This window comes from Psychrobacter sp. H27 (assembly GCF_059072655.1).
The window spans coordinates 397,954-411,731 of record NZ_JCACRX010000001.1 but is presented as its reverse complement, the minus strand read 5'-3'; the positions used below and the strand labels follow the sequence as shown (position 1 = coordinate 411,731).

The following is a 13,778-nucleotide window of genomic DNA, read 5'->3' as shown; positions in this document are numbered from 1 at the left end:
GAAAATAGAAGTGTGATAATGATTTATCCCTTATATCATTCCGCCTGTTTGTCCTCATGACGTAGATTATAGAGTATCTGACCATAGGCATCGCGCAACGAGTCTTTTTGTGACTCAGCCACGCCATTTAGATTTAAGCAGCGCTCAAACACATCCATTTCATTCAAATCCTGTAAGGTTTCGGAAGTCTGCTGCTGATTTAGTACTTTATTATAAGTGCGGGTGTTTTTAATCTTTAGCACCTCACATGGCAGTCCATCAACCATCGCTTGTACTTGCTCACGTAAGTCACTCACAATCTCGTCACCCGTATAGACCACCTCTAACCAAACAGATTCAGCTGGTGTGAGTGACTCTATCGTTTGTGAGATTATAGTCAGGTCACCAGATATCTGCGCCAGCTGTTGGAATTTTGGAATGGGTAGGGAAACTACTTGCATCTGATTGGCATCGTTTCGGTGCAGCATTTTATTGGCAGTGGTAGTCTTAGCAGGTATTGTTTGACTGCTTTGATCTTGCTGAGTAGAAGTGCCATTGGGAGTCACTGTTTTTTCTGCTTCTGTATCTTCTATTGGCTCGTCAAAACCAAACAAATCGTCCATGAACAGCTCTACTTGGCTAACTGCTTTTTTAGCTGTTTTCTCTATTGGCTTTTCAATTTTTGCGGTTTGGACAGTAGCGTCTGTGCTGACCAGCTGAGGGATAACGTTTAGACTTAAGCTATCATTATCAAAAGATTCGGAATTGCCAAATTGTATAAGTAGTACTTGTTTTTGTTGCTTGGCCTCTCCAAAACCCATGGCAATAGGTGAGCCTGAATAGCGAATACTCTCATGACCACCAACGCGCTGTGGCACATGTAAATGCCCAAGAGCGACATAATCAAAACCTTCATCGAACATATCAGCGGATATTTTGCCAAGTGAGCCAACATAGAGATCACGCACGCCATCATCGTCGGTTGTTTTGCCGCCTGCTGCGAATAGGTGACCTGTGGCAATGATGGGAATATGCCGTTGATGTGCCTTGATTAATTTGGCCTGTTGTGCCTTGGCAATGCTTGCTACTGCATCATAGTGGGCGCGAATACCTTGGATGACATTGGCGTCTTTGCTATCCGCAGACTCACCCGCGCTACTGCTACGCACATCACGATCGCGCAGGTAGGGTACGGCAGCGATGATGCAATGAGGATTGTTATCATCATCACCTAAAACCAATACCTCATCTTCTAAATCATCACAAGCCGTACCAATCACATGGACGTTCAAAAATTTGAGCACATTGCTTGGCGCATCCAAAAATGTTGGTGAGTCATGATTGCCTGCGACAATGACCACATGCTGACAGCACGAGCGCGAGACCCTACCTAAAAACTCATAATATAGCGCTTGGGCTTTATTGCTGGGGGTCATGGTATCAAAGATGTCACCTGCGACAATCAATATATCTACTTGCTGTGTGCTAATGATGTCTTCTAGCCACTGTAAAAACGCCTCGAACTCTTCATAACGCAGACGACCATATAAACGTCGCCCCAAGTGCCAATCGGACGTGTGCAATATTTTTAAAGGTTTAGTAGAGGTATATTTAGAAGCAATAGATGGGGGCATAGTTTGGCTTATTATTAAACGTCAGAACAGGGGTTAGGTAGCTTTCATTCTAGCAAGAATCGTTGGGATTTTCTCTGTTGCCAAAATAAAACCCTGCCAATCATCTATTGGCAGGGTTTTTTATAGTTATAAAGAAAAATATTTTTGCTGATAAGCTTTACATAGTAAGGAAAGGCTAATCAATAATCAGTTGCTCGGGTCCATCCTCTTGCTGCATCGCGAGGTTTGCTACCATCGATAGTGCATGTGCTTGCTGGTCTATAGGCTGTTTAGTAGCTTCGCCTGTGACTCCTCCACGCAGCCAATTCTTAGCCAAAGCCTCACTGTGTTGCTGATTTTGCAAGTTATACCAAGCCAAATCATGATGCAGACTAACCACATCTCCCATAATAAGTAGGGCAGGCGTGGGCAGCTGAGCGTCCTCTTGTTTGGCAACAATCGTGGCAAGCGTACCCGTCAGTACTTGCTGATTGGGCATGCTCGCATTAGAGACGATAGCAATGGGTGTATCAGCGCTACGACCAGCGTCAACCAAACCTTCGGTCAAACGTGCCAGCGAGTGCAAGCCCATATAAAACACGACGGTCTCATCAGTGTTTAAGAAATTTTTAAAATTACTATTGGGTGCGCCAGCCTTCAAGAACCCTGTCACAAAACGTACGGACTGTGAGTGATCGCGGTGGGTGAGGGGAATACCAGCGTAACTTGCCGCGGCATTGGCAGCGGTAATACCCGGTACAACTTGGTAGGGCACATTGTTTGCTCGTAAGCTTTCAATCTCCTCGCCACCGCGACCAAAGATAAAAGGATCACCGCCCTTTAAACGAACGACACGGCGACCTTCTTTGGCGCTATTAACCAACAACTCATTGATGCCAAGCTGTGCGACCGTATGGTTACTGCGTTTTTTACCGACAAATACTTTATCAGAATCACGACGGCAAAGATCCAGCACTTGTGGCGATACCAAGGCATCATAATAGACAATATCAGCCTGCTGCATCAAACGCAGCGCTTTAAACGTCAATAGCTCCGGATCACCAGGACCTGCACCAACGATATAGACTTCACCGACAGGAGGTGCTTTGTTATCTGAATCATCTGATAGCGTAGGCGTTGTATTTACTGGGGCATCAGAATGGTTTTTATGATGAATAGCAGCTGCGGTACTATCTAAATCAGCTTGCAACTGGGCAGTAGCTTCTGTTTCGTTACCAGCAAACATGAGCTGGCTGACCTGACCTTCAAACGCGCGTTCCCAAAACTGACGACGCCCAGTGAGTGTGGGTATTTTTGCTTTTACCTCACTGCGGAAGTCACCAGCCAGTTTGGCCAATTTACCATAGCCTTGCGGGATTAGGGTCTCAAGACGTGCCCGTAATAGCCGTGCCAATACTGGTGCTTTACCATTTGATGAAATCCCAATCACAATAGGGTTACGATCAATAATGGCTGGAAAAATAAAATCGCATAATGGCGGGGTATCGACCACATTGACCGGGATATTTAGCTCAGTTGCATCTGCGTGAATCTCATGGTTCAGCGTTTCATCGTCAGTTGCGGCAATAATCACACGTGCCCCTAACATATAGCGCTTATTATAATTCTCGTAGATAAACTGGTGTTTATCATCCGTTAGCAAAGCTTGCAACTCATGGCTGATATCTGGCGCAAGAATTGTAATGCACGCGCCAGCGCGGCTGAGCAAATCCGCTTTACGCAGTGCCACTTCGCCGCCGCCCACGATGAGCACTTTACGGCCTTCTAATTTAAAAAATAGCGGGAAGGTGTTCATAGTGTCACCATATATTTAACTGTTTATTATAAAGGTTGGAGAAGGTATAAGAGATGCCGCCATTATGAGGTATCGCAGGCATACTCTCACGTAGTGAATTGGCATTAGTATATTCGTTTTTGAAATATTAATTGATATTTTTCTTGCTAATAGGAATAGATGAACTTACTTGATCAAATGAATAAGTAATCTAACACACGCTAACATATCCCAAAATTAGGTTGTGCTAGCATGTCTTAAGACAATTAATCGTATATCAATAATTAGCAATAATTAAAAAGAGTAAGCATACTATGAAATTACAAGACAGGGTCGCGATTTTATTTGGTGGCACGTCAGGGTTAGGTGAGGCAACGGCCAAAGCATTTGCCAAAGAAGGCGCTAAAATAGTCGTTACAGGACGCGATGAGGAAGACGGCAATCGAATTGTCAAAGACATTAGAGATCGCAATCAAGACGTCATCTTTGTCAAAGCTGATGTGACGGAAAAGACCGATATTCAAGCCGTTGTTGACCAAGCATTAACGACTTATGGTCAGATTGACATTTTGTACAACGGTGCTGGTATTCATGACGCTTATGATAATGCTGTTGAGCTAGAAGAGGATTTTTACGATAAATTGATGGCGATTAATGTCAAGGCGCCTTATTTGGCTTCCAAAATGGTGATTCCGCATTTTATTGAGCAGGGCGGTGGCACCATTATTAATGTCGGTTCGCAAGCGACACAAATGGCAGGACCGGGTGGCTCAGCATATGTGACATCCAAACACGCCATTTTAGGGTTCTCGAAGCAATTGGCTTTTGATTTTGGTAGTCAGGGCATTAAAGTGAATACATTGTCGCCAGGTTTTATAAAAACACCCATGACTGAGGGTATTGACGATGAACGTCTAGAGCGTATTCCTGCCGAGCGTGCTGGCAAGCCTGAAGAGATTGCTGCACTTGCTGTGTTTTTGGCATCTGATGATTCTAACTATATGCAAGGTGCTAACGTTTTGATGGATGGTGGCTGGGTACTAGGTCGCAAATAACTTTAGTAGTTGCCAACATAGTCGTCAACAATAACAAACGGTTCTTACGTATCTTCCCAACAATAAAAAAGCCCTATCAAAACGAGAGGGCTTTTTTATTGCTGCAGAATACTGCGAGCGGTTATCAAAGATTATAGCTGAGTATGCAAACCACACTCACGGCTTTCTTCTACTTTCGTTGGGTCAAAGTAGTCATGCTCATTTGGTAGGTTATTGTCTTCTAAGTAGACATCTAGATCAGCATCTGTTTTTTCAAACAATGGCGCTACTTTTAATACACCATCTTTTGACAAGCTAAGCACGTCAAGACCTTGACGGAACTCAGTTTGGTCTTTACGAATCGCATTGAACCATACATCAGGCTTTAGCTCATCTAGTGCACGGCGGAATGGCTCTAGTTTTACTTGCTCAGTGAACTCATCGTGCTGTGGGTTATCGATACCTGGGATACCGTTCATGGTCGCGTCACGGTGGGCAGCCGTTTGTTTTGGGATATAGGTCACAACATTCAAATCAAGGTCACGGATCAATTTGTTAGCAAACTGATAGGTTGCATCTGTGTTGTAGCCTGAGTCTACCCACAATACTGTGATATCAGGACGCTGCTTAGCAACCAAATGCAAAATCGCTGACTCGTATGGACGGAAGTTGGTGGTGATAATTGGATTTTTTGCTTGAGTCAGTGCCCACTCAACGATTTGCTCAGGTGATTTACCTTGCAAGTCTTGGTTGGCTTGGTCAATATCTAGGTTTGGGTGTAGTTGGCTCATAATATGTTCCTTAATGGTTGTTAATATAAAGTGTTAATTAGAAATATTAGGTATGACTATAAAAATTATAGTCAGTGCTAAAACTATGCGACCGATGGCTCTGATGATGCAAACATCGGTAAATCCGAAGCACTTCGACCATCATAGCTGCTAGCAAGCGCTGTAAAGGCTTGCTCAATGCCAAATTTAGAATCAGCTTCTAGGTCATGCTCACTCAGTACAAAGCTATCAACGCCCACACGTAACATATAAGCAATTTGATCACGGCCAAACGCGCCAGCAACACGAATCTCACCGGTGTAGCCGATTTGGCGCAGGGTGCGTGCAAAGCTAAAGTGACGACCATCAGCGAACTTAGGCACATCAATTACTATCAATGCTTGCGCTGATAGTAATTCACTAATGCCTTCTAGTGCATCAGCGTCAGTATCGGCGGTAACCCACAATCCAAGTCGGCTACTGTGCTGTACGATCAGCTCATAAACCTCTTTAATCAGACCACCAGCCTGCGCGCCTGACTCGTTTAATAGGTCAGCAAGCGGTACGATGACGTCAGGCTTTTCTTGCTTTTGTAGTAGCTCAAGCAACGTAATATTAGTCGATACGATACTCTCAGGCAGATCATCCGTAGTGAGCACATGCCAAGTGTCTTGGCTGCTAATGTCTACGCCATGATTGTCCAAAATATGATGATTAGCCATAGACCTTCTCCTTAAATGGATCAATACCAACGCGCTCAACCAATTGACCGAAACTCTCGACGTCATTGTCTGTGCTGGCACGTAAGTCCACGTACACATCAACGATCTGCTGTATGGTGTTGGCGACCTCAAGAGCAGGGACGGATTTGCCTAAGATTTTGCCAAGTTTGGCATCATCGCTAGAGTTACCGCCAAGACTGATCTGGTACCAATGTTCACCTTTTTTATCAACACCCAAGATACCGATATCGCCTGTATGATGATGCGCACAGGCATTGATACAGCCAGACATGTTCAGACGAATCTCACCTAAATCATACAGATAGTCTAGGTCATCGAATTGCTTTTCGATTTGCTCAGCGATGTTATGCGTCGTTGCATTGGCAAGCGAGCAATAGTCCCAACCTGGGCAGACAATCATATCTGTTAGGGTATTGATGTTTGCGCGTGCTAAATGTAGGTCAGATAGCTGCTGCCATAACTCATAAAGATGGTTGGTCTGTACGTCAGCGAATACTAAGTTCTGTTGATACGTACCACGCAGCTCACCAAAGCTGTATTTATCAGACAAATCAGCTAGTGCATCCATTTGCGAATCACTAACATCACCAGATGGTACGTATTTACCATCAACCAAGCCCGCTTTAAGCGAGATTACGACTGCACGGTAACCTGCTACTTTATGCGCTACGGTGTTTTGGTTATACCAATTGGCAAAGTCTTTATCAGCGTTTAGTTGCTGTTGTAGCTCAGACTGTACTTGTAGTGCGTCGAACGATGCATAGTCAGGCTCACTAAAGAAACCAGTCGCTGTTGCAAAGTTCTCATCCGTCAAGGTAAGTGGGCCGTCTTTGGTGTGGGCTTCCCATTCAGCATTGACCAATTTGGCAAACGCTGGACCGCCCATGCTTTCGACCAAAATTTTGATACGTGATCTGTATTTGCTGCCTTTGTCACGGCGGCCATGCAAGTTATAGACACGCAAGATAGCATCTAAATAGCTCAGCAAATGCTGACGTGGCAAGAATTTATTGATAACTTTACCAAGGACAGGAATACGTCCAAGACCGCCACCAACCAATACTTCAAAACCAATCTCACCGTCATCATTGGTTTTTACGTGTAGACCGACATCGTGTACTTGCGTTGCTGCGCGGTCATCATTGGTACCGATCACAGCAATCTTAAATTTACGCGGCAAAAAAGCAAACTCAGGGTGGAAGGTTGACCACTGACGGATAATCTCACAGTAAGGACGTGGGTCAGCAATCTCTTCTTTATGAATACCAGCGTACGGATCCGTTGTGGTATTACGGATACAGTTGCCTGAGGTTTGGATGGCATGCATCTGTACCGATGCCAATTCAGCTAGGATATCTGGCACGTCTTCTAGCTTTGGCCAGTTCAGCTGAATATTGGTACGGGTCGTGAAGTGCCCATAGCCTTTGTCATACTTGCGAGTAATCTCAGCCAATTTTCGCAATTGATAGCTGGCAAGTAAGCCATAAGGAATGGCAATACGCAACATTGGCGCATAACGCTGGATGTAAAGGCCGTTTTGCAGTCGCAGTGGCAAAAACTGCTCTTCTGGCAGCTCACCTGCCAAAAATCGCTCAGTTTGGTCGCGAAACTGGGCAACTCGTTCCTCTACCAAAGTCTGGTCAGCGTAATTATATTGATACATGACGTAATCTCAGTTTTGTTTTTAATTTTAAAATCAGCGACGAAAATGATTTGCGTGTGTAATAGGTTTTATTGCCGGGTGCAATGCGCATAATTCAGCTATACATGATATAAGCTTGCACTCAGAATCATAAATTCCTTTCAGACATATCCATATCCAAACACAGCATAAATTTTCATAACGAAAGTTAGGTAGCCTATGCGTATCAAATTCAATGCCTAATGGTTATTACTCTTCTAACGACTATTACTCTATTTTTTGCTAGCAGCTACCTATATAAGCGACACTTTACAGCAACTTATTTTCTTCGACCATTCTTTTATTTAAGAGGTTTTAAAAATTATATGACTCAAACTCAAGCTCCGACCCAGTCAAAACTCGTTCCGCCACATGGTAGTGACGTACTTAAACCTTTACTATTAAATGATGATGCACGTGCTGAAGCGTTAGAGCTTGCCAGCACATTGCCATCTATTACCCTCAGCTCACGTGAGCGCGGTGATTTGATCATGTTCGGTATCGGCGGCTTCACGCCACTAAATGGTTTTATGAATCAAGCGGACTGGCAGGGCGTGGTAGACAACATGCGCTTGCAGAGCGGCGAAAACGCAGGCTTGTTTTGGCCAATTCCTATCACGCTATCTGCGCCAACAGAGACTGCGGACAGTTTGAGTCAAGGTGACAAAGTAGCCTTAGTTGCTCAAGATGGCGAAGTCATGGGTATTTTGACAGTAGAAGAAACCTACACTATCGATAAAAAGCACGAGTGCCAGCAAGTATTTACAACTACCGATTCAGAGCATCCAGGTGTTCAGCAAGTACTGAATCAAGAAGCTGTCAATATTGCCGGTAGCGTTGAAGTACTTAGCGAAGGCGAGTTCCCAACACTATATCCAGAGATCTATAAAACGCCAGCAGAGACTCGCGAAATCTTAGACGCTAAAGGCTGGAAAACAGTGGCTGCATTCCAAACACGTAACCCAATGCACCGCTCACACGAATATCTGGCCAAGATCGCAATTGAGATCTGTGATGGTGTATTGATTCATTCATTACTAGGCGCGCTAAAGCCGGGCGATATCCCAGCAGAAGTCCGTCAAGAAGCCATCAAAACGCTAATCGATAATTACTTTAGACAAGATACTGTTATCCAAGCGGGTTATCCGTTAGACATGCGCTATGCCGGTCCACGCGAGGCGCTACTGCATGCGCTATTCCGTCAAAACTATGGCTGTAGCCACCTGATTGTCGGCCGTGACCATGCGGGTGTGGGTGATTACTATGGTGCGTTTGATGCGCAAACGATTTTTGAACATGTTGGTAAAGATGACCTTATCACCCAACCACTAAAAATTGGCTGGACGTTCTGGTGTAATGCTTGTAATGCAATGGCCTCTGACAAGACTTGTCCGCACGATGCCTCCGAGCACGTTAAAGTCTCAGGTACTAAACTGCGTAAAGCACTATCAGAAGACATGGATGTGCCAGATAACTTTAGTCGTCCAGAAGTATTACAGATTTTGCGTGATTACTACGCCGGTATCGCTCGCGAAGAACGTGCTGAAGTTAAATTAACAGGGGCGTCTGCGGTATAACGACTGATCATCAGTATAAATAACGCGTACGAAACCAGTTATAAAAAAGGTGTCAGACTTATGGTCTGGCACCTTTTTTTCTACTATTTCCAAACACCAACGCTGACTATTAGATCTCTAGACCTGCTGCCAGCTTTTTATATTCTCCAGCAAGCGAGCCACCACCTGAGCAAAAATAGTTCAGTGCATACTTGTCTGTACTGTCGATGGTGAGAGTGTCATCTTTAAATTGAAAAAAGGCGGTGCTGTCATTTACCTGTGCCTGAAAAATCGTACCGTGAGCGGCATCTTGCCCCATGAGTGTCGCCTTGCCATCGAAGTGACAAGTAGGTTTTTTAATATCGCTGCGTGAACGAACTTTAATGTCAATCTGCTGATCACTCTCTGCTCGTACCATTACGCCAACCCAGTCATAGCCTTGAGCACGTTTATCGTAGTCTGCAGAAGCATAATCCGCTGAAAGTTTGTCTGCAAAAACTTCATCTGCTGAACTAGTGACTGATTTGATACTGCTGTGATTGGCGCTATTCATAGTAGGCGACACATTATTACAACCTATTAAAGTTACAAGGGTAGAGGTGATCATCATGAGTCTACCAGCAGAATAAAAGCGACGGTACGAAAGAATCATATAAATGCCTTTGGTCGAGTAAGAGTATAGATTTTCAAATCACTATGGTCTGAAAACCTTATCGTATACAAACAATGGTACCGATTACCCAAATTATAGTCTACTGAATAAACCTGCCAGCAGTGATGTACCTTTTTTTACTCCTCATGCTGTCAAACAAAGACTGACAGCACTTATGCCAACATCACTATTCGATAAGCGAATTCGTCACTAAGCGTTTGCTATTTATGCTGATAGCATAGCTTTCATCCTCCCCAAAACCCAAAACCCAAAACCCAAAAATAAAAACGTCCTCCAAAATAGTCATTCATAGTGAAAATTATTTTGGCACAAACGTTCTATTACCTTTACTGAGAATCTCATGCAAAAAACAACAAACATTCAGTTCGTGAGTGACCGCCGCCTATCCGCCAAGACTCTTGGTATCAGCAGTATCATTACTGCAGCGGCCATAATGACTGGGTGTAGCCCAACTGAAGCCACACAGAATGATGCCGTCGCAGCTGGCAATAACGACTCACAAGACGTTAGCCTGCTCAATGTCTCTTATGACGTATCTCGCGATTTTTATAGAGACTACAATGAGCTATTTCGTACTGATTATCTCAAATCCCATCCAGACAGCGAGGTAAAGGTCAACCAATCACATGGTGGCTCAAGTAAGCAAGCACTGTCCGTGGCCAATGGTTTGCAGGCTGATGTGGTGACTTTTAATCAAGAAACCGATATGAACTTATTGGTCGAGAGAGGCTTAGTCAGCACTGACTGGCAGCAAGCGTTACCCAATGGCGCTGTCCCTTATACCAGTACGATGGTGCTACTGGTTCGTACGGGCAATCCAAAAAACATTAAAGACTGGTCAGATTTGGCACGTAATGATGTCGAAGTCGTCATCCCTAACCCCAAGACCAGTGGCACGGCACGCTATGCGTTCTTAGGTGCTTATGGCTATGGGCTGCATCAATTTAAAGAAAAGAGCAGCGAAAACCCTACTAAAACTGATGGCTTTATCAAAAAGCTGCTAGCAAACGTAGTCACTTATGACAATGGCGCGCGTGCAGCAACTACCAGCTTCACTCAGCGCGGCCTAGGGGATGTGCTGATTACGACTGAAAACGAAGCGCATTTGACAGCCAAGCAGTTTGCCAAAGGTCAGGTCGATATCGTCTATCCAAGCTACTCTATTACCATCGCCAACCCAGTAGCAGTGGTCACGGCAGTGACTGAAAAATCAGGTAAGACGGCAGCGGCAAATGCTTATCTGAAAGGTTTATGGGACAAGCCTGCACAAGAGCTCATGGCAGAGATGTACATGCGCCCAAGTAACGAGCAAGTCCTAGCCACTCACAAGGATACATTACCTGATATCGAGACGTTTGATCCTGTGACGGTATTTGGCTCATGGAACCAAATTATGGATGGATTTTTTGTCGATGGCGGCCGTTTTGATCAGCTGGCGAGCACCAAGACGAGCAGCAAGTAGCCGCTGATTATCTAATTTGTAGAACTGTCTATCTTGCCTATCATTACTAAGGTACATACAAGAAGGCATATGTAAGGCAAATCGCATTTGTGCCAGTAGCAACACTGTCCATTGCTAAACCAACAGTTATACATAACTCGTAGTGTGATAAATTATTGATATGTTTAGAATTGTCCGCTTGTTATTCCCTTTTGGCAATAACATACGCATATTCATCATTAAACATAATAAGATGGCACTGTTAGCATACTTGCATCACACAACAGACATCTTTGAGGTATTTATGACAGACGTAGCCGGTTATCAACAAAAAAGTAAAACTCTTAGTGCCTTAAGTATTGCTGGCGTTGCCTTGACACTTGGTCTGGCTGGCTGTAGCAATAGCGAGACGACTGATGCGGCTGCTAACGCTGATGGTGCAGCAGCAGAAGGGCAGAGCATTGAGCTACTGAATGTCTCATACGATGTGGCACGTGACTTTTATAAAGACTACAACCCATTGTTTGTTGAGCACTATAAAGCTGAGAACCCAGACAGCGATATCTTAATTAAGCAATCGCATGGCGGCTCAAGCAAGCAAGCGTTGTCTGTTGCTAACGGCCTACAAGCAGATGTTGCCACTATGAACCAAGGCTCTGATATCGAGCTACTTGAGAAAAAAGGCTTGGTTGAGTCAGATTGGGAAAGCAAATTCCCAGACAACGCAGTGCCGTTCACCAGTACAATTGTATTTTTGGTACGTAAAGACAATCCAAAAAATATTCAAGACTGGGAAGACTTAACCCAAGATGGTATTGAGATCGTCATGGCCAATCCAAAGGTCACAGGTAACGGTCGTTATGCGTTCTTAGGTGCATATGGTTATGGTCTACATGCTTTTAATGAAGATGAAACAAAAGCTAAAGGCTACGTCAAAGACATGCTAAAAAATGTCAAAGTCTATGAAAACGGTGGACGTGCAGCAACAACGACTTTCGTTCAGCGCGGCATCGGTGATGTCTTGGTGACCTTTGAAAACGAAGCCAACCTAGCGGCAACTGATTTTGGTGCTGGCCAAGTAGATATCGTGTATCCAAAATACTCAATCAAATCAGAGAGCCCTGTGGCTGTTGTGAAGACTGTAACAGACAAAAAAGGCACTACAGATGCTGCCAAAGCGTATCTTGATTACTTGTGGAGTGAGCCAGCTCAGCAGCTAGCCGCTGACCTATACTTGCGTCCTAGCGTCCAAAGCGTACTTGAGAAAAACGGTGACAAACTGCCGCCAGTTGAGACTTTCCGTCCGAACGATGCCTTTGGTACATGGGATGAGATTATGACAACTTACTTCAGTGATGGCGGTGTGTTTGACCAGCTAGCGATTAATGCGCCTCAGTAATTGCTTGCTAAGTACATAAGAGCAGCTACTGCGCTAGACATTGATTAGCTCGACAGTTAGTTATGAAGCACCCCATAAAGGACATGGTCGTACGCACTATGTCCTTTATATCATAAGCCGACCAATAATAATTTTTATAACAATAGTAATAATGGTCTTACGGTGAGCACCCTCGCTAAGTACCACCAGTTAGGCAATAGGACATCACTATGAGTGCAACATCTTCTTCTGCCAGTAAACCCGCCAATAAAAAGGGTTGGCTAACCCGTTTGCGTCAGCGCAATGTGCTACCTGGGTTTGGTCTGAGCATGGGTATAACTGTCTTTAGCTTGTCGTTATTGGTAGTCCTACCGTTTGCCATGATGGCCTATACCACAACCCAGATGGGGTGGACTGGGTTTTGGGATACCATTACTCAGCCGCAGGTCACTGCTGCTATCAAGCTGAGCTTATGGATGTCGTTTTTGGCGATGCTGACCAATATGGTGTTTGGTACATTGGTCGCTTGGGTGCTGGTTCGCTATGAGTTTTGGGGAAAGTCACTCATCAATGCTTTGGTCGATCTACCATTTGCGTTGCCAACGGCAGTCACAGGTATCTCACTGGCGACGCTATATGCGCCTAATGGCTTGATTGGTCAATGGTTTGCCAAGTTTGATATTCAGGTGGCCTTTACGCCAATAGGTATTTGGTTGGCACTGGTCGTCGTCAGTTTCCCCTTTATCGTTCGTGCCGTGCAGCCAGTACTCGCTGAGCTATCAGTCGAGTTTGAAGAAGCATCTGCGGTTTTGGGTGCCAATCGTCTCACGACATTTCGTAAAGTGATCTTGCCAGAGTTATTGCCTGCCTTGCTGATGGGTGCAGGTATGATGTTTGCTCGTGCGACTGGTGAGTATGGCTCGGTTATCTTTATCGCTGGCAACATACCGATGCAGTCTGAAATTTTGCCACTCATTATCATCAGTAAGCTTGAGCAGTTTGACATTCAAGGCGCCTCTGCGGTCGCACTATTTATGCTGCTCATATCGTTTATTATCTTGTTGACCATTAATATCATGCAGTGGAAACTGTCGCGCCGTGTAGGAGCTCGCTAA

At 44.6% G+C, this 13,778-nt stretch carries 11 protein-coding genes; 5 read left to right on the top strand and 6 right to left on the bottom strand.

Features of this window, described 5'->3' with window-relative positions:
• Positions 1 to 35 precede the first annotated feature (35 nt).
• Together AC5JPY_RS01615 and cysG are read right to left on the bottom strand one after the other, a co-directional pair.
• A complete protein-coding gene (locus tag AC5JPY_RS01615) occupies positions 36 to 1,613 on the bottom strand; it encodes an exonuclease SbcCD subunit D C-terminal domain-containing protein (RefSeq protein WP_493851888.1) in 1,578 nt (525 codons plus the stop codon).
• A 175-nt stretch (positions 1,614 to 1,788) separates the two neighbouring features.
• Positions 1,789 to 3,408 carry a siroheme synthase CysG gene (gene cysG / locus AC5JPY_RS01610; RefSeq protein ID WP_493851887.1) on the bottom strand — a complete coding sequence of 540 codons (1,620 nt, stop codon included), beginning with the start codon at positions 3,406 to 3,408 and terminating at the stop codon, positions 1,789 to 1,791.
• 293 nt (positions 3,409 to 3,701) lie between these two features.
• On the opposite strand from cysG, the gene AC5JPY_RS01605 reads away from it, so the two are divergent.
• Entirely contained in the window at positions 3,702 to 4,442 is a 741-nt protein-coding gene (locus tag AC5JPY_RS01605; protein ID WP_493851886.1) for an SDR family NAD(P)-dependent oxidoreductase, read from the top strand.
• 131 nt (positions 4,443 to 4,573) lie between these two features.
• On the opposite strand, the gene AC5JPY_RS01600 is transcribed toward AC5JPY_RS01605, so the two are convergent.
• The 3 genes from AC5JPY_RS01600 to AC5JPY_RS01590 form a co-directional block, all read right to left on the bottom strand.
• Positions 4,574 to 5,212 (bottom strand): phosphoadenosine phosphosulfate reductase domain-containing protein, encoded by a 639-nt coding sequence (locus AC5JPY_RS01600; RefSeq protein WP_443526424.1) that lies wholly within the window; start codon positions 5,210 to 5,212, stop codon positions 4,574 to 4,576.
• Positions 5,213 to 5,295: 83 nt separating this feature from the next.
• Positions 5,296 to 5,913, bottom strand: coding sequence for a DUF934 domain-containing protein (locus AC5JPY_RS01595; RefSeq protein WP_493851885.1), 618 nt, complete (start codon positions 5,911 to 5,913; stop codon positions 5,296 to 5,298).
• The gene (locus AC5JPY_RS01590) at positions 5,906 to 7,597 is read right to left on the bottom strand and encodes a nitrite/sulfite reductase (RefSeq protein ID WP_493851884.1); all 1,692 of its coding nucleotides are present in this window, start codon (positions 7,595 to 7,597) and stop codon (positions 5,906 to 5,908) included. The genes AC5JPY_RS01595 and AC5JPY_RS01590 overlap by 8 nt, the downstream gene beginning before the upstream one ends.
• A gap of 344 nt (positions 7,598 to 7,941) precedes the next feature.
• On the opposite strand from AC5JPY_RS01590, the gene sat reads away from it, so the two are divergent.
• Entirely contained in the window at positions 7,942 to 9,192 is a 1,251-nt protein-coding gene (gene sat, locus AC5JPY_RS01585; protein ID WP_493851883.1) for a sulfate adenylyltransferase, read from the top strand.
• A 109-nt stretch (positions 9,193 to 9,301) separates the two neighbouring features.
• Here sat and AC5JPY_RS01580 read toward each other — a convergent pair whose 3' ends face one another.
• On the bottom strand, positions 9,302 to 9,724 hold the full coding sequence (locus AC5JPY_RS01580; RefSeq protein ID WP_493851882.1) for a hypothetical protein: 423 nt from the start codon (positions 9,722 to 9,724) through the stop codon (positions 9,302 to 9,304).
• Positions 9,725 to 10,184: 460 nt separating this feature from the next.
• Between AC5JPY_RS01580 and AC5JPY_RS01575 the strand changes: the two genes are divergently transcribed.
• The 3 genes from AC5JPY_RS01575 (at position 10,185) to cysT (ending at position 13,778) form a co-directional block, all read left to right on the top strand.
• Positions 10,185 to 11,306 carry a sulfate ABC transporter substrate-binding protein gene (locus AC5JPY_RS01575; RefSeq protein ID WP_493851881.1) on the top strand — a complete coding sequence of 374 codons (1,122 nt, stop codon included), beginning with the start codon at positions 10,185 to 10,187 and terminating at the stop codon, positions 11,304 to 11,306.
• Positions 11,307 to 11,589: 283 nt separating this feature from the next.
• The gene (locus AC5JPY_RS01570) at positions 11,590 to 12,684 is read left to right on the top strand and encodes a sulfate ABC transporter substrate-binding protein (RefSeq protein ID WP_493851880.1); all 1,095 of its coding nucleotides are present in this window, start codon (positions 11,590 to 11,592) and stop codon (positions 12,682 to 12,684) included.
• Positions 12,685 to 12,893: 209 nt separating this feature from the next.
• Positions 12,894 to 13,778: a sulfate ABC transporter permease subunit CysT gene (gene cysT / locus AC5JPY_RS01565; RefSeq protein ID WP_443526434.1), complete on the top strand. Its 885-nt coding sequence runs from the start codon at positions 12,894 to 12,896 to the stop codon at positions 13,776 to 13,778.